We start from the raw sequence: 16244 nt of genomic DNA on the forward strand, positions 1-16244 counted from the left end.
TGATTACAATCAGCGCCTTTCCGTCGTTGATCGTAGTCACGCATGCCAACCTGCACGCTGCACCCTTTGCCGTACTCCCCTGATCCGGGTGTCTATTTCGCCAGGATTCGCCAGGCGCCCGGCGCCGTGTTGCTCGACAGTGGTCGGCCGACGGCGCAGCGCGGCCGCTTTGACCTGTGCAGCGCCTGGCCATTGGAAACCCTGCAATGCCAACAGCAGGAAAGCGGCGAGGCATTCCTGCAACGCCTGCGCCAGGCATTGACCCAACTTGGCAGCGCCGACCTGCCGACAGGCTGCGAGCTGCCTTTCGCAGGCGGCTTGATGGGCTACCTGGGCTATGACTTCGGCCGTCGTCTGGAAACCCTGCCGGGCCAGTCGGTGGACGACCTGCAACTGGCAGACGCCCAAATAGGGCTGTATGCCTGGGCACTGATCAGCGACCATCAGGCCGCTACCAGCCAGTTGATGTTTCATCCCGCCCTGGCCAGCACCGAGCGCCAGCGGCTGATCGAGCTATTCAGCCAACCGGGCGATAACCGTGTTGACACCTTCCGGCTGCACAGCCCGTTTGCCGCCAACCTCAGCGCCGACCAGTACCGCGCAGCGTTTACCCGCCTGCAGCACTACATTCAGGCAGGCGACTGCTATCAGGTCAACCTGACCCAACGCTTCCAGGCCACCTGCTCGGGTGATCCGTGGGCGGCCTATACCGCTCTACGCGAAGCCTGCCCGACGCCCTTCTCGGGCTATATACCGTTAGCCGAAGGTGCTGCGCTGCTGAGCGTATCGCCGGAGCGCTTCGTTCAGGTGCACCAAGGCCAGGTTGAAACCCGCCCCATCAAAGGCACCCGGCCACGCAGCCTGGACGCTGACGAAGACCAGCGGCTGGCCGATGAGTTGCTGGCCAGCCCGAAGGATCGTGCAGAAAACCTGATGATCGTCGACCTGCTGCGCAACGACATGGGCCGCAACTGCCGGACCGGCTCGGTGCGGGTGCCGGAGCTGTTCAGCATCGAAAGCTACCCCAACGTGCACCACCTGGTCAGCAGCATCACCGGCGAACTGGCCGCCGACCGTGACGCCCTGGATTTGCTCGGCGGCAGCTTTCCCGGCGGCTCCATCACCGGCGCCCCCAAGATCCGGGCCATGCAGATCATCGATGAACTGGAACCACAGCGCCGCGCCCTGTACTGCGGCTCGCTGCTGTATCTGGACGTGCGCGGCGAAATGGACAGCTCGATTGCCATCCGCAGCCTGCTGGTCAAGGATGGCAAGGTGTCCTGCTGGGCCGGCGGCGGCATCGTTGCCGACTCGCAATGCGAGGCGGAATATCAGGAATGCTTTACCAAAGTCGGTGTGCTACTGCGTACCCTGGAGAGCCTGTAGGAGCCGCTTCAGCGGCGAAAGCTTGCGCCGCTGAAGAAGCCCGGCGGTGCCCGCCCTACAGGCTCAACTCACGATTCGACGCCTTGATGAACTCTTTCTTCAAGTCCTCAAAGCTATGCACCGCCGGGAACTGCGGGAATTCGCGAATCACGTTGTCCGGCGCATGGAACAGAATTCCGGCGTCGGCTTCTCCTAACATGGTGGTGTCGTTGTACGAATCGCCGGCCGCGATCACTCGGTAGTACAGGCTCTTGAAGGCCAGTACCGACTGGCGCTTGGGGTCTTTCTGGCGCAATTGATAGCTGATCACCCGATCCGTCTCGTCAGTGATCAGGCGGTGGCACAGCAGGGTCGGGAAGCCCAGTTGACGCATCAGCGGCTGCGAGAACTCGTAGAAGGTATCCGAGAGGATGACCACCTGAAAGCGCTCGCGCAGCCAGTCGACGAACTCCACGGCGCCGTCGAGCGGCTTGAGGGTGCCGATCACTGCCTGAATATCGGACAGCTTCAGGCCATGCTCGTCAAGAATGCGCAGGCGCTGCTTCATCAGCACGTCATAGTCGGGAATGTCCCGGGTGGTTGCCCGCAGGGCTTCGATACCGGTTTTTTCGGCAAAGGCGATCCAGATTTCCGGAACCAGCACACCTTCCAGGTCGAGACAGGCAATTTCCACAGAACACTCCTTGAATGGATCTTGAGAGAAGCGGCACTTTAGAGGCTAATGTCGCCACAGCGCAAGCTGACGTCGCATCTGGAAAAAACCTCACCACTGTCAGGCTCCACGCGGGGGCAACGCGCTCACACTCAGACAGTTTTTGTTACCATGGCCGCCACCACGAGCGCTTAAGCGCCACCTCAGTACTAGGAACACACCTGATGAGCCAACCATTCGACGTTGCCGAACTGGCCGCGGCGTACGCCAACAAATCCCCCCAGGACATCCTTAAACTGGCCTTTACTCACTTCGGCGATGAACTGTGGATCTCGTTCAGCGGTGCCGAAGACGTGGTGCTGGTGGACATGGCCTGGAAGATCAACAAGAACGTCAAGGTCTTCAGCCTCGACACCGGCCGTCTGCATCCGGAAACCTACCGTTTCATCGACAAGGTGCGCGAGACCTACGCCATCGACATCGATATCATTTCGCCGGATCACAGCAAGCTTGAGCCTTTCGTACGCGAAAAGGGCCTGTTCAGCTTTTACAAGGATGGCCACGGTGAATGCTGCGGTGTGCGCAAGATCGAACCGCTGCGCCGCAAGCTGAGCACAGTGAAAGCCTGGGCCACCGGCCAGCGCCGCGATCAGAGCCCGGGCACCCGCAGCCAGGTTGCCGCCCTGGAAATCGACAGTGCGTTCTCGACCCCAGAGCGCCCACTGTACAAGTTCAACCCGCTGGCACAGATGAGCAGTGAAGAAGTGTGGGGCTATATCCGCATGCTGGAACTGCCCTACAACAGCCTGCACGAACGCGGCTTCATCAGCATCGGCTGCGAACCCTGCACCCGCCCGGTGCTGCCGAACCAGCACGAGCGCGAAGGCCGCTGGTGGTGGGAAGAGTCGACCCAGAAAGAATGCGGGCTGCACGCTGGCAATTTGATCAGCAAGGCTTGAGCAAGCTGCCGTAGGAGCGACCTTGGTCGCGAAGATTGGCCAGACGCCGCAAATGCGGAGGCTGTATCGGCTCTTTCGCGACCGAGGTCGCTCCTACAGTTGTTCACTTTGGTATTTGTCAGTGAACAGGCAATTCCACGCCGGCGAACAGCTCTTCAAGCTCTTGCTTGTTATGGCAATGAATGGCCTTGGCCATCATTTCACGGGTCAGGTGCGGGGCGAATTTTTCGATGAAGTCGCACATGAAGCCGCGCAGGAAGGTACCGCGACGGAAGGCGATCTTGGTCACGCTCGATTCGAACAGATGGCTGGCATCCAGCGCCACCAGATCCTTGTCCAGCTCCTCATCGACCGCCATGTGCGCGACGATCCCCACCCCCAGGTTCAGCCGCACATAGGTTTTGATGACGTCGGCGTCAGCCGCAGTGAACACAACCTTGGGCACCAGGCCACGATTGCTGAATGCTTCGTCGAGCTTTGAACGGCCAGTGAAGCCGAACACGTAGGTTACGATCGGGTACTCGGCAAGCAATTCAAGGGTCAGTTTCGGCGCCTTGGTCAGCGGATGCCCCTGCGGCACTACCACACAACGGTTCCAGCGATAGCACGGCATCATGATCAGATCACCGAACTGCTCCAGCGCTTCGGTGGCAATCGCAAAGTCCACCGTACCATCAGAAGCCATCTCGGCTATCTGTGTCGGTGAACCCTGGTGCATGTGCAAGGCCACATCCGGATACTGCTTGATGAAACTGCCAATGATCGGCGGCAGGGCATAGCGCGCCTGGGTATGGGTCGTGGCAATCGACAGGGTGCCTTTCTTCTCGTTGGAGAATTCCTGGGCAATCTGTTTGATGCTCTCGACCTTGCGCAGAATTTCGCCTGCGGTCGTGATGATCCGCTCGCCAGCCGGGGTGACCCGGGTCAGGTGCTTGCCGCTGCGGGCAAAGACTTCCACGCCCAGCTCGTCTTCGAGCAGGCGAATCTGTTTACTGATCCCCGGCTGGGAGGTGTACAGGCTCTGGGCCGTCGCCGAAACGTTGAGGTCGTGGTGCGCCACTTCCCAGATATAGCGCAGTTGTTGAAGCTTCATAGGTATCCCTCAAGCAGATGGGCATCAGCGACGGTATATAACTGTATTAATGGTCTGAGTTAGAAAGCTAGAACTTTTTATCACCTTTACGCGGTAATGGCACGCGCGATTTCACTTCAGACCATCAATTTTTTCATCGCTGCCCGCTCTGCATCATGGGCACCATGTAAACCGGTACAACCGAATACTGCAAAACCCGGGCAACGGTACGCCCGATCGGCGCGCCCTCCCCGACCATTCGGCTATGACTGCCGATGACCAGCAGGTCTACAGCCAGTTCACGTGCCTGTTCGAGAATCACATCGCAAGGATCGCCCTGCACGACTCGCACCGTGCGGATGAAGGACAGGTCCTGATGCCCTTCGCCCAGCTCTTCACGAAACCCGTCGAGCATCCGTTGCTCTATGCCTTCCATGAATGTACTCACGCCTTTGCCGTGCAACTGCCGGAGTGCTTCATCATCCAGATAGCTCTGTAGCACCGACTCGGCGAACAGCCCCAGCGGCTCGACAACATGGATGACGTGCAGCCGCGCATTGAAGGTTCGAGCCAGTGCCAACGCATGTTGCGTCACGTAAGGCGCGTACAGACCGAGATCTGTGGCATACAGCATCGAACGAATCATACGGCCTCCCGGACTGCCAGAAATGGCGGAGATTGATTGAGCTTAGCAGCGCCCTACCAATGCGGCGGCGAACCTGGCACCGGTCCGCCATGCCCGTATCAGCTTATGCCAGGGCGGCTGGCACATCCGCCCGTTGACGACGATCGATGAATGTCAGCGCCTGATACAGCATGCGCACCTGTGGCATGTCACATCCGGCGACACGGGCTGCGTTCAGCGGTGCTTCGTAAATGGCCTGTAGCTCCAGCGGGCGCCGCTCACGGTAATCGAGGTACATGCTCGGCCAGTAGTCGGGCATTTTTTCGGTAAAGCTGAACAGGGTCTGGGCATACTGCTCCGGCAGCACATGGCCACAGGCAGCAGCGCCCTGAATCACTTCATTCATCAGGCTCACAATCAGCTCGCGAACAGCCGGGTCATTCATCAGTGCCCCGGTACCCGCCTGCAGCACCACCGACAACCCGTTATAAGGCACATTCCAGACCAGCTTCTGCCAGCGCGCCTGCTGCAGATCTGCCATGGCCTGGCTGTCCACCCCGGCAGCGCGCAGTAATGCTGCGCCCTCCTCGACCACCGCCTGACGCTGCGCCGACTCGCTTGCCGGACCACTGTGATAGCCCAGGTTGACCGCACCACCGGACTGATGCACGACGACACCGGGCGCCTGGCGGTACACCGCGATGAAACACAGCCCGCCAAGAATATGCAGGGTCTCGGGCAGCAAGGCACGTAATTGGTCTTCGACACCGAGACCGTTCTGCAACAGCACAATCCGCGCGCCAGGCGCGGCGGCCTGGGCGATCAACGGAGCCAGGTCAGCGTTAGAGGTCGATTTGGCGCCGACCAGCAACCAGTCGCAGGGCGGCATGTCGGCAACGCTGCGGTGGGCATTGACCGGTGCAAGCAGCAAGGGGCCGTGTACCTGGCTGTCGACCCGCAACCCCTGCCGGCACACGGCAGCGAATTCGCTACGCAGTAAAAAATGCACGTCGAAGCCGGCGCGCGCCAGCATCAAGCCATAAAAACCGCCGATCGCACCGGTACCGATGATGCCGATGCGCGGGCGTTGAGTCGTTAAGGTCATTGGCACAGATCCTTGTTGTCAGGCTCAGGGCAGCTCGTCAGGCTGCTGGGCGAAGGCCTTCTCAAGCGCCTGAGTGAGCATTACCCGGTTCAGGGAGGAGCGTATCGCACCATAAAACTGGCCGTCACACACCACAAACAAGGCCGGCAAATGAAACACTTCATAACGCGCCACCGCACCGCCGTTACGTTCAGCGTCGATCCAGCACAACCGTTCAAGCGGCAAGCTCATGTGTGGCAGTTGCTCGTAAGCCCACCGGCAACTGGCACAGCCTTGTCCGGTGAACAGCAACAGTGAGCGGCCTGGCAAATCCAATAGCTGACGGTCAATATCAAGGTCAGTGAGCTGCAATTGCTCCACGCGGTACGCTCCAGAACGACAAGGCATGAGTTTATCGAGATTTGCGTCACTGTTCATATGCCGCTCATGGGCGGCGCAGATTGGCCAGCGCACGGTAACGCCAGCTTGTAGAAACACGCGCTAACGCGATAAGGTTCGGCACCCGCAACGCTCAATATGCTGGGACCGCCCGCCGGCGGCCAGCCACCGTGACCAGATGAGTAAACCGATGGCCGATTTACCGATTGACGACCTTAACGTCGCTTCCAACGAGACACTGATCACCCCGGATCAGCTCAAGCGCGAGATTCCCCTGACTGCTGCGGCGCTCAAGACCGTAAGCGAAGGCCGTGAGGTGATCCGCAACATTCTCGATGGCAAGGATCACCGCCTGTTCATCGTGATCGGCCCCTGCTCGATCCACGATCTGAAGGCAGCCAAAGAATACGCCGAGCGCCTCAAGGCGCTGTCCGCTGAAGTGTCGGACACGCTCTATCTGGTCATGCGCGTGTATTTCGAAAAGCCGCGCACCACCGTGGGCTGGAAAGGCCTGATCAACGACCCGTACCTGGACGACTCGTTCAAGATCCAGGACGGCCTGCACATTGGTCGGCAACTGCTGCTGGATCTGGCCGAGATGGGCCTGCCTACCGCCACCGAGGCGCTGGATCCGATCTCGCCGCAGTACCTGCAGGACCTGATCAGCTGGTCGGCCATCGGCGCCCGCACCACCGAATCGCAGACCCACCGGGAAATGGCCTCGGGCCTGTCTTCGGCGGTAGGTTTCAAGAACGGCACCGATGGCGGCCTGACCGTAGCAATCAATGCCCTGCAGTCGGTTTCCAAGCCGCACCGTTTCCTGGGCATCAACCAGGAAGGCGGCGTGTCAATCGTCACAACCAAAGGCAATGCCTATGGCCACGTGGTGTTGCGTGGCGGCAACGGCAAGCCCAACTATGATTCGGTCAGCGTCGCCTTGTGCGAGCAAGACCTCAACAAGGCCAAGATCCGCCCGAACATCATGGTCGATTGCAGCCACGCCAACTCCAACAAGGACCCGGGCCTGCAGCCACTGGTCATGGAGAACGTGGCCAACCAGATTCTCGAAGGCAACCAGTCGATTATCGGTTTGATGGTTGAAAGCCACCTTAACTGGGGTTGCCAGTCGATTCCGAAAGACCTGGCAGAGCTGCAATACGGCGTATCAATCACCGACGCCTGCATTGACTGGTCGGCGACTGAAAAGACCCTGCGCAGCATGCACGCCAAGCTCAAGGACGTATTGCCGGCGCGTAACCGCGGCTGAGTCTCAGCGCCAGGCCACAAGCACAATGCAAAACGCCGGGCAAAGCCCGGCGTTTTCAATTCTGGGTGACCGATCAGCCAATCACATCCTGGGCGCCGCTACGGCGCTGATGGCGCTCCATGTAACGCTCGACATACGAGCACGATGGAATCACGGTATAGCCGCCCTGGTCAGCAAAGGCCAGCGCATGCTCAGTCAGCGCTGCCGCAACACCGCGACCGCGCAGGGCATCAGGCACGAAGGTGCGATAGAAATCCAGGGTCTGCTTGCCCAGGTCCATGTAGGTCAAATAGGCGCGATGGCCGTCGATCTCGACTGCAAACTGATGTTTGGCCTGATCATGTTCAATGGACAACGCCTCGCTCATCATTACTCCTAGCGGGTCTTGGAATTGGACCCCTACCTTACCGATGTTTTTCCGGCGAAGGAACCTCTATGCCGCCCTGTGTTGTACAGGTAACGACCGACACATCGCCTATCAACCTGAACAGCACTACCAAATAGTAGGCGTGATTGTCCAATCTACTCAAGCAAACCGTCCGTTAAAAATCAGGCCCCGCAATCTGCTGTTTGATAATGGAACCTGACACTCTCGCAAGTTGTCCATTGAGACGCCTTGATGACCGCCAAAGTCACTGTGACATCACGCCACAGGCTGCCCAGGCTTTTGCAAAGACCCTGAACAGCAATCAACAACAGCTCGTCCGTCAGGCCGAAGTGGATAGTTTTCATACAATCCACTTGAGAAGTATGACGAAAGACTTTCAGCGACAAGAATTTTGTGGGTATCTTGCGCTTCGTCCGTTTACTTACTACAAACAATGAGTACTATGTACGCCAGTCATTTTCTCACTTTCGAGAGATGACGAATTTGAAATAAGTCCTTGAAGGGGAACACGATGAACAACGTTCTGAAATTCTCTGCTCTGGCTCTGGCCGCCGTTCTGGCCACCGGTTGCAGCAGCGTCTCCAAAGAAACCGAAGCTCGTCTGACTGCTACTGAAGATGCAGCCGCACGTGCACAAGCTCGTGCTGACGAAGCCTACCGTAAGGCTGACGAAGCTCTGGCTGCTGCTCAGAAAGCTCAGCAAACTGCCGACGAAGCCAACGAGCGTGCTCTGCGCATGCTGGACAAGGCTAGCCGCAAGTAATAGTCCCTTCGGGATTGTGAAAAGGCCGACCCGCTCGCGGGTCGGCCTTTTTTATTGCCTGGGGAACCGGCGGCGCAGGAGCGGCTTCAGCCGCGAACGGTTCAATTTAGCGCAATAGGCTTCCCTGCCCAGCGCTTTCATCAATTACTGAAACACCGCCTGCACATTGTCCTGCACAGGCACCGCCGGGGTATTGGCGGCCGGCACGGCGATTTCGGTCGGGATGCCGTCTTCCGCCGCTACGACGTCACGCACCAGATCCCAGTTGGTGCGCATGTTGTTGGCCAGGTCCTCGTGCTTGAGCAAGCTATTGATCACCGCAGTGTGCTTGTCGACGACCGAAGGGTTGCCTTGCTCATCGAGCGGGGTGTGGGCTTCAAGGTAGACCTTGCCGCCGCTGACACCGAATTTGTAAGGTTCGTTGATGATGCGCACCGAGGTGCCAACCGGGGCCATGTCAGCCAGGGTCAGGACGTCGTTGTTGTACATCCGAAAGCAGCCGTGGCTGGTGCGCATGCCGATGCCGAACTTTTTGTTCGAGCCGTGGATCAGGTAGCCAGACATACCCAGGCCGAACTTGAACGGTCCTAGCGGGTTGTCAGGGCCGGCAGGCACTACGGCGGGCAGGATATCGCCATCGGCCGCATGTTCGGCGCGGATCGACGCTGGCGGTGTCCAGGTCGGGTTCGGCGTTTTGGCAACGATGCGGGTATTGCCGATTGGCGACCCCCAGCCCTCGCGACCGATGCCCAAGGCGTAGGTGTAGACCACGTTCTTGCCCTTGGGGTAGTAATACAGGCGGTATTCGGCCAGGTTGATCACGATACCTTCACGCGGGCCGGGTGGCAGGATGAAGCGGGTTGGCAGCGTGACCCTGGTACCGGCGCCAGGCAGCCAGGCATCGACGCCGGGGTTGGCGGCGATCATTTCCAGGTAGCCCAGGCCATAGCGGGTGCCCAGATCGGCGAAGGTGTCTTCGTACCTCGCATCGATGACCTGCACCTGGCCGACGATATCCTCGCCTGGCGGCGGCAAGGGCAGTTCGGTGGCCTGGGCAGAACAGGCGACCCACAGGGCGGCAAGCGACAGACAGCGGGCAACGACAGGAATGCGCGACAACATCCGGTGAAATCCTTCGGCTAAACACGGTAGAAATCGCAGTGTACACCCGGCTTGACGCGACCGGGAGCCTGCTGGCTCGCGCCGCTTACAGTTCCGGCCAGATCGGGTGCATGCCACGCCGCTGCGCGTCAAGGATGGCCTTGCACAGCGGGCACAGGCGCTCTTGCTGAAGTATTTGTGTCTCAACCTGTAACAGGCGCGGCTGAGCCGGCAGCAACGTACCGCACAGCGTCCGGTCGGCGGTGCCTCCCAGCACCAGTTGCCGGGCGATCAAATGGACCCTGGCTTCCTGGCAGGCGAACAGATCGAGCTGTTCGTCAGGTTCGATCATCTGATAAGCAAAAAGGGACCAGGCAGGGCGCGGCATGGAGGGCTCCAGTGAGGGGGGCGCAACATTAGCCGAAAGCGCCCCGCTGGAAAAGCCTCAAAGCAAGGGTTTCAGGGTCGGCCAGACGTTTTCCAGCAACGTGTTCTGGGCCGCGGCGGCAGGGTGGATGCCATCAGCCTGCATCAGCGCAGGCACCCCGCCTACGCCTTCAAGGAAAAACGGCACGAACGGCAACTGTTTCTCCCTGGCCAGATCAACATAGGCGGCTTCGAATGCCTGGGTATAGCGCGGCCCGTAGTTAGGCGGGATCCGCATGCCCAGCAACAGCACCTTGGCACCGGCCTTTTGTGACTGATCTACCATGCTGGTCAAGTTTTGTTGCAATTGCGCGGGCAGTTGTCCACGCAGGCCATCGTTACCGCCCAACTCAAGCACCACCAGTTGCGGTTTATGCTCTGCAAGCAGCGCAGGCAGCCGCGCGAGCCCGCCGGCGCTGGTGTCGCCACTGATCGACGCATTGACCACCTTGCTGTCGAAACCCTGCTCCTGCATGCGTTTTTGCAACAGACTCACCCAGCCCACACGGGTATCCAGGCCGAAAGCCGCGCTGATACTATCCCCAACGATCAACACTGTGCCCGCCGCTGCGCCCTGTGACAGCAGCAACAACGACCCCAGAGCAGCATTCAATAACCACGCACGCATCGGATTCTCCATGAGTGAAAGTATTCTCAGTGCCCAAAACCTCAGCAAAGTGGTCCCCAGCACCGAAGGTGACCTGACTATCCTGCACGAACTCTCCCTTGAACTGAACAAGGGTGACACCCTGGCCATTGTCGGCGCTTCGGGTTCAGGCAAATCCACCCTGCTCGGCCTGCTGGCCGGCCTTGACCTGCCAAGCGCCGGCAGCGTGGTTCTTTCGGGCCGCAATCTGAGCCAGCTGGACGAAGACGAACGCGCCAGGGTTCGCGCCGAGCACGTCGGTTTTGTCTTCCAGTCGTTTCAATTGCTCGACAGCCTCAATGCCCTGGAAAACGTCATGCTGCCGATGGAGCTCGAAGGCCGCAAGGACGCCCGCGAACAGGCCCGAACCCTGCTGGAGCGGGTCGGCCTTGGCAAGCGCCTGACCCATACCCCACGCCAACTGTCCGGCGGTGAGCAGCAACGGGTCGCCATTGCCCGGGCCTTTGCTGCCGACCCGGACGTGCTGTTTGCCGACGAGCCGACCGGCAACCTCGACAGCCACACCGGTGAACGGATCAGCGACCTGTTGTTCGAACTGAACAAGGAACGCAACACCACCCTGGTGCTGGTCACCCACGACGAGCGCCTGGCACACCGTTGCCGCCGCCTGATCCGTCTTGAAGCCGGGCGCCAGGTCGCCCCTCTGGAGCCTTAATGGCACGTATGCCCCTGACGCGTCTGTTCAGCCTTGCACTGCGCCAGTTACAGCGCGATGCCCGCGCCGGTGAACTGCGCGTACTGTTCTTTGCCCTGATGGTGGCGGTGGCCGCCAGTACCGCCATCGGTTACTTCGGCGCCCGGCTCAATGCTGCCATGCTGCTGCGCGCCACCGAGTTTCTTGGCGCCGACCTGATTCTGGAAGGCTCCAGCCCTGCCACTGACGAGCAGCGCGCTGCCGGCTTGCAGGCGGGACTCAAGCACGGCCAGATCGTGATTTTCTCCAGCGTGATCGCCACCGACGACGGCATTCAGCTGTCGAGCATCAAGGCCGTCGACGACGCCTACCCGTTGCGCGGCGAGCTGAAAAGCGCACCTGACCTCTACCAGGCCGACCAAGCCAGTAAAGGCCCCGCTCCCGGCGAGGCCTGGGCCGAAGCGCGGTTGCTGCCGGCAGTCAACATGAAAGTCGGCGATACCATTGATGTCGGGGCCAAGCCATTGAAGCTGACCCGCATCCTGACCTATGAACCGGACCGCGCCGGCAACTTCTACAGCCTCACCCCCCGCGTGATGATCAACCTGCAAGACCTGCAGGCCACCGGCGTGGTCCAGCCCGGCAGCCGGGTGACATACCGCGAGATGTGGACCGGCTCGCCCCAGTCGCTGGCCGCCTACCGCCAGGCCATCGAGCCGGGCCTGCAACCGCACCAGGAAATCAAGGACGCCCGCGACGGCAGCCAACAGATCGGCGGAGCCTTGGGCAAGGCTGAGCGCTATCTGAATATGGCCAGCCTGGTGGCGGTGTTGCTTGCTGGGGTCGCCGTGGCGATGTCGGCAGCGCGCTTTGCGGCCCGGCGTTTCGATGCCAGCGCCCTGTTGCGCTGCCTGGGCCTGTCACGCCGCGAAGCACTGCTGCTGTTTGGTATGCAACTGGCGGTCATCGGCCTGGCGGCCAGTGCCAGCGGCGCATTGATCGGCTGGCTGGCACAGCTGGGCCTGTTCAGCCTGCTGCATAACCTGCTGCCGGCCACCGTGCCACCCGGCGGAGTGATTCCGGCCCTGGCAGGGATCGGCACAGGCCTGGTGGCCCTTGCCGGCTTCGCCCTGCCGCCGCTGGCGGCACTGGGCCGGGTCCCGCCGCTGCGGGTCCTGCGCCGCGACATGCTGCCGGTACCGGCCAGTTCCTGGCTGGTCTATGGCGCGGCCATCGTCGCGCTGGGGCTGATCATGTGGCGCCTGAGCCTCGACTTGGTGCTGACCTTCGCATTGCTGGGTGGCGGTATTCTCGCTGCCGTGGTGTTCGGTGCTCTGCTGCTGATCGGCCTCAACAGCCTGCGCCGGCTGTTGGCCGGGGCGCCACTGCCCTGGCGCCTGGGCCTAGGCCAGTTGTTGCGCCACCCGCTGGCGGCCGCCGGACAGTCGCTGGCCTTCGGGTTGATTCTGTTGGCGATGGGCTTGATCGCCTTGTTGCGCGGTGAACTGCTCGACACCTGGCAGAATCAGTTGCCTGAAGATGCTCCGAACTACTTCGTCCTCAATGTCCTGCCTGCCGACAAGGATCGCTTCAGTCAGACCCTCACCGGCCTGTCGAGCCACGCAGCGCCCCTGTACCCAGTGGTGCCGGGACGCTTGATGACGATCAACAGCGAGCCGGTCGGCCAGTTCGTCACCAAAGACTCGCGGGGCGAAAACGCCACCCGCCGCGACCTGAACCTGACCTGGGCCGCTGCCATGCCCGAGGGCAACAGCATCACGGCCGGCCGCTGGTGGGACAGCAACGCCCCGGCACCGGCCGCCGATGCCGTGCCCGGTGTCTCGGTGGAAGCCAAGCTGGCCGACAGCCTGAACATCAAGCTTGGCGACCGCCTGGGTTTCAACGTCGGCGGCCTGACCCGCGAAACCGTGGTCACCAGTCTGCGCGATGTCAACTGGGACACCTTCCAGCCGAACTTCTTCATCATCTTCCAGCCCGGCACCCTCACCGACCTACCAACCACCTACATGACCAGTTTCTATGTGCCGTCGGGTCATGACCGGCAGATCGTCGAGCTGTCGCGCGCCTTCCCGTCAATCAGCATCCTCGGCGTCGAGGCACTGCTGGCACAGGTGCGCAGCATTCTCGATCAGGTGACCCTGGCCGTGCAGTTCGTCTTGCTGTTCGTGTTGGCGGCGGGCGTGGCGGTGCTGTTCTCCGGCTTGCAGGCGACCCTGGACGAACGCATTCGCCAAGGTGCATTGCTGCGCGCACTGGGCGCCGGCCGGGCCCTGCTGATCAAGTCACGACGCATCGAGTTCGGTCTGCTGGGCGCCGCCAGCGGCCTGCTGGCCGCGCTGGGCTGTGAACTGGTGAGCTTTGCCTTGTACCGCTTCGCCTTCGACCTGCAATGGGCACCGCACCCGTGGCTGCTGGTACTGCCGTTGATCGGTGCCGTGCTGGTCGGGGGCGCCGGAGTCTACGGCACGCGCCGGGCACTCAACGCCAGCCCGCTGAGCGTGTTGCGCGAGGGTTGAATCACCGCGCCGGCCGGTCTGTAACGACCGGCCGGCACCACGCGGGTGTCAGATATTCGCCTTGGCGATCCACTCGGCCGGCTTGTCTCTGCTACCAATCGCATCGTGCACCACCCCATCGACCATGAAAGTCGGCGATACGTGAATGCTGTTCTGGCGGGAGTATTTGCAGTGCCATTTGATGGCATGTTCCAGTTGCGGCTGAGCGAACGCCTCGGCCAGCTTCACACCGCTATAGCCTTCGAGCCGGGCAATGATCTGATTAGGCGTGGCGTCCATGTTCGGGCCGCTGGCATGGTGATCGAACTCGAACTCCTCACGGTGCGCAGCAATTGCCGCCATCACCCTTTTGGCCGTGTCCTTGCCGCCAGGCAAGGTCGAGGCGGCCAGGATGCAACGCACCAGCACCCCGGAAAACATATGCCAGGGCTGCGAATGCAGGCGGATTTTAAGGGTTACCCGGTCCTCACCCGCTTCGGCGAGAAAGTCATCGAGCTTGTTCAACGCCCTTATCGAAAACGGGCACGTCGGCTCCAGAAACACTTCGAACGTACGCGGGCCGTGGCCCCAGATCAGGGGATCGGCATTCCAGACAGCAGTTTCCATGATTTCTCCATGATGGATCGGCTTGATCAGTATCGACCGCAGGCGGCCGACGGGTGTTCAGAACTGCACGCCACGGCTCAGGCCACCATCGACCAGCAAGGTGGTGCCGGTAATGAAACTGGCGGCAGGACTGGCGAGAAACACGGCAGCCCGTGCCACCTCCTCCGGCCGGCCCATGCGCCCAAACGGGTTGGCCGCCAGGCATTGGGCGAAGGTCTCTGGCTGCTCGCGCTCAATGGTGCCCCAGACACCGTCCGAAAAATACACATTGCCCGGCGAAACGGTGTTGACCCGGATGCCCTCCCCGGCATGCCGCGCCGACAAGGTCTTGCCGTAATGCGTCAACGCCGCCTTGAGCACCCCGTAAGGCTCAGCGAACTGATCGACTTCGCGTCCTGAAACGCTGGAAATCAGCACCACCGCGCCCGCCCGAGACGTCCTCAACCAGGGCAGCGCGGCGCTAACCAGGCTGACCGTACCCAGCAGGTCGGTGTCGAATGCCTTGCGCCACACCTCAGCCTCGCTGCCAGCCGCCAATGCGCTGACGTTGGGCACCACGATATCGATACCCCCCAGCCGTTGGGCGCTGCTGGCGACCCAGTCGGCCACCTGCGCGGGCCTGGTGATATCCAGCGCGAAGCCACAACAATCCCGCCCAAGCGCAGCTTCGGCGGCCCGCACCTCGTCTTTGTTCCTGGCACAGAACGAAACCTGTGCGCCTTCAGCCAGAAAGCTTTCCACGATCGCCCGGCCGATACCACGGGTGCCGCCGCTGACCAATACCCGCTTGCCTGTGAGTTGAAGATCCATAATCTGCTCCAGCAAAATGAAAACGCAGGTACTCTATCGAGCCTCACGCACTGCTCGTGAGGTTGCTCAAGCAAAACAGGGAAATTCCGGCAATGCCGAAAAATACGCCAGAGGACAGCAGGCCGAACCCGCGAAATCGCGCTATCCAGTCGCTGGAGCGCGGCATGAGCCTGCTCGAACAGCTCAAGATCAAGCCTCAGGGTGCGCGTCTGCAGGAGCTGTGCGCCGCCACCGGGCTGTCCTGCAGCACCGGCCACGGGCTACTCGACACACTGGTCGAGCTGGGCTACGTGAACCGCTGCGGCACGCACTACAGTCTGGGCCTGCGTATGGGGGCACTGGCCGAGTCCGGCACCGCGCCTGCCAGCCGCCTGCGCGAACTGTTCAATCCTGCGCTGCGTGCCTTTAACGAACTGTGCGAAGAAAATTGTGTTTTGGCCGTACCTGGCGGCACCCGCAACTACCTGGCGCTGGCGGCCCTGGACCGTCACGGCAGGCCACTGGAGTGGAGCGCCGATGCACGCCGCGACAGGCTGACCACCTCCGCAGTGGGCAAGGTATTTCTCGCCAACGACCCGGCGTTGCTGCGCAGAATAAGACGCAAGCAGGCACTGGGCCCGGTACTGGAGCAGGAACTGGCGCAGATTGGCAAAAGCGGGTTTGCGCTGGACCTGCAAAACTCCGAACAGGGCCTGCATTGCATGGCAATCCCGCTGCGCCTGAACGGCAGACTGGTCGGCGCGCTGGGCACCGGCGCACCGGCCGGACGCTTGCAATCGGCGGTGATGAGCCGCCTGGCCCGGCGGGCGATGCGCGATCTGCTGCATTTGGCCAGAGCCTGAACGGCCAGTTCAGGCGCGAACTCAGA

General features: G+C 61.3%; 19 protein-coding genes. 7 read left to right on the forward strand and 12 right to left on the reverse strand.

Features of this window, described 5'->3' with window-relative positions:
* The first annotated feature begins 42 nt into the window (after window positions 1-42).
* Window positions 43-1386, forward strand: coding sequence for an aminodeoxychorismate synthase component I (gene pabB / locus PSCI_RS24300; RefSeq protein ID WP_045491952.1), 1344 nt, complete (start codon window positions 43-45; stop codon window positions 1384-1386).
* A gap of 55 nt (window positions 1387-1441) precedes the next feature.
* Here pabB and thrH read toward each other — a convergent pair whose 3' ends face one another.
* Window positions 1442-2059, reverse strand: coding sequence for a bifunctional phosphoserine phosphatase/homoserine phosphotransferase ThrH (gene thrH, locus PSCI_RS24305; protein ID WP_045491954.1), 618 nt, complete (start codon window positions 2057-2059; stop codon window positions 1442-1444).
* A 203-nt stretch (window positions 2060-2262) separates the two neighbouring features.
* Between thrH and PSCI_RS24310 the strand changes: the two genes are divergently transcribed.
* Window positions 2263-2997, forward strand: a complete 735-nt coding sequence (locus tag PSCI_RS24310; RefSeq protein WP_045491957.1) for a phosphoadenylyl-sulfate reductase — start codon at window positions 2263-2265, stop codon at window positions 2995-2997.
* 118 nt (window positions 2998-3115) lie between these two features.
* Here the strand turns inward: PSCI_RS24310 and cysB are convergent, their stop codons facing one another.
* The 4 genes from cysB to PSCI_RS24330 all read right to left on the reverse strand — a co-directional run bounded on the left by cysB (window position 3116) and on the right by PSCI_RS24330 (window position 6186).
* Window positions 3116-4090, reverse strand: coding sequence for an HTH-type transcriptional regulator CysB (cysB, locus tag PSCI_RS24315; protein WP_045491959.1), 975 nt, complete (start codon window positions 4088-4090; stop codon window positions 3116-3118).
* 133 nt (window positions 4091-4223) lie between these two features.
* The gene (locus PSCI_RS24320; RefSeq protein WP_045491961.1) at window positions 4224-4715 is read right to left on the reverse strand and encodes a universal stress protein; all 492 of its coding nucleotides are present in this window, start codon (window positions 4713-4715) and stop codon (window positions 4224-4226) included.
* A gap of 103 nt (window positions 4716-4818) precedes the next feature.
* Entirely contained in the window at window positions 4819-5799 is a 981-nt protein-coding gene (locus PSCI_RS24325) for a putative 2-dehydropantoate 2-reductase (protein ID WP_045491963.1), read from the reverse strand.
* A gap of 24 nt (window positions 5800-5823) precedes the next feature.
* Window positions 5824-6186 (reverse strand): thioredoxin, encoded by a 363-nt coding sequence (locus PSCI_RS24330; RefSeq protein WP_144403405.1) that lies wholly within the window; start codon window positions 6184-6186, stop codon window positions 5824-5826.
* A gap of 181 nt (window positions 6187-6367) precedes the next feature.
* Here PSCI_RS24330 and PSCI_RS24335 point away from each other — a divergent pair, with 181 nt between their 5' ends.
* Window positions 6368-7444 (forward strand): 3-deoxy-7-phosphoheptulonate synthase, encoded by a 1077-nt coding sequence (locus tag PSCI_RS24335; protein ID WP_045491967.1) that lies wholly within the window; start codon window positions 6368-6370, stop codon window positions 7442-7444.
* Window positions 7445-7517: 73 nt separating this feature from the next.
* On the opposite strand, the gene PSCI_RS24340 is transcribed toward PSCI_RS24335, so the two are convergent.
* A complete protein-coding gene (locus PSCI_RS24340; protein ID WP_045491969.1) occupies window positions 7518-7811 on the reverse strand; it encodes a GNAT family N-acetyltransferase in 294 nt (97 codons plus the stop codon).
* 182 nt (window positions 7812-7993) lie between these two features.
* Window positions 7994-8176, reverse strand: a complete 183-nt coding sequence (locus PSCI_RS29310) for a hypothetical protein (protein WP_144403327.1) — start codon at window positions 8174-8176, stop codon at window positions 7994-7996.
* 167 nt (window positions 8177-8343) lie between these two features.
* Here PSCI_RS29310 and oprI point away from each other — a divergent pair, with 167 nt between their 5' ends.
* Window positions 8344-8595 (forward strand): outer membrane lipoprotei OprI, encoded by a 252-nt coding sequence (oprI, locus tag PSCI_RS24345; RefSeq protein ID WP_045491971.1) that lies wholly within the window; start codon window positions 8344-8346, stop codon window positions 8593-8595.
* Window positions 8596-8739: 144 nt separating this feature from the next.
* On the opposite strand, the gene PSCI_RS24350 is transcribed toward oprI, so the two are convergent.
* From PSCI_RS24350 to PSCI_RS24360, 3 genes are all read right to left on the reverse strand, one after another.
* Window positions 8740-9717 carry a L,D-transpeptidase family protein gene (locus PSCI_RS24350; RefSeq protein ID WP_045491974.1) on the reverse strand — a complete coding sequence of 326 codons (978 nt, stop codon included), beginning with the start codon at window positions 9715-9717 and terminating at the stop codon, window positions 8740-8742.
* A gap of 85 nt (window positions 9718-9802) precedes the next feature.
* Window positions 9803-10084: a hypothetical protein gene (locus PSCI_RS24355; protein ID WP_045491976.1), complete on the reverse strand. Its 282-nt coding sequence runs from the start codon at window positions 10082-10084 to the stop codon at window positions 9803-9805.
* A 57-nt stretch (window positions 10085-10141) separates the two neighbouring features.
* Entirely contained in the window at window positions 10142-10750 is a 609-nt protein-coding gene (locus tag PSCI_RS24360; protein ID WP_045491979.1) for an arylesterase, read from the reverse strand.
* Between the two features lie 10 nt (window positions 10751-10760).
* On the opposite strand from PSCI_RS24360, the gene PSCI_RS24365 reads away from it, so the two are divergent.
* The gene (locus PSCI_RS24365) at window positions 10761-11444 is read left to right on the forward strand and encodes an ABC transporter ATP-binding protein (protein ID WP_045491981.1); all 684 of its coding nucleotides are present in this window, start codon (window positions 10761-10763) and stop codon (window positions 11442-11444) included.
* Complete coding sequence (locus tag PSCI_RS24370; protein WP_045491983.1) at window positions 11444-13960, forward strand: ABC transporter permease; 2517 nt, start codon at window positions 11444-11446, stop codon at window positions 13958-13960. Before PSCI_RS24365 ends, PSCI_RS24370 begins: the two co-directional genes overlap by 1 nt.
* Before the next feature lie 48 nt (window positions 13961-14008).
* On the opposite strand, the gene PSCI_RS24375 is transcribed toward PSCI_RS24370, so the two are convergent.
* Together PSCI_RS24375 and PSCI_RS24380 are read right to left on the reverse strand one after the other, a co-directional pair.
* Entirely contained in the window at window positions 14009-14566 is a 558-nt protein-coding gene (locus PSCI_RS24375; protein ID WP_045491984.1) for a DsbA family protein, read from the reverse strand.
* Between the two features lie 57 nt (window positions 14567-14623).
* Window positions 14624-15376 carry an SDR family NAD(P)-dependent oxidoreductase gene (locus PSCI_RS24380; RefSeq protein ID WP_045491985.1) on the reverse strand — a complete coding sequence of 251 codons (753 nt, stop codon included), beginning with the start codon at window positions 15374-15376 and terminating at the stop codon, window positions 14624-14626.
* Window positions 15377-15468: 92 nt separating this feature from the next.
* On the opposite strand from PSCI_RS24380, the gene PSCI_RS24385 reads away from it, so the two are divergent.
* Entirely contained in the window at window positions 15469-16218 is a 750-nt protein-coding gene (locus PSCI_RS24385; protein WP_084710111.1) for an IclR family transcriptional regulator, read from the forward strand.
* Window positions 16219-16244 lie beyond the last annotated feature (26 nt).

Origin of the sequence: Pseudomonas sp. StFLB209, assembly GCF_000829415.1 — a bacterium.
Classification (GTDB): domain Bacteria; phylum Pseudomonadota; class Gammaproteobacteria; order Pseudomonadales; family Pseudomonadaceae; genus Aquipseudomonas.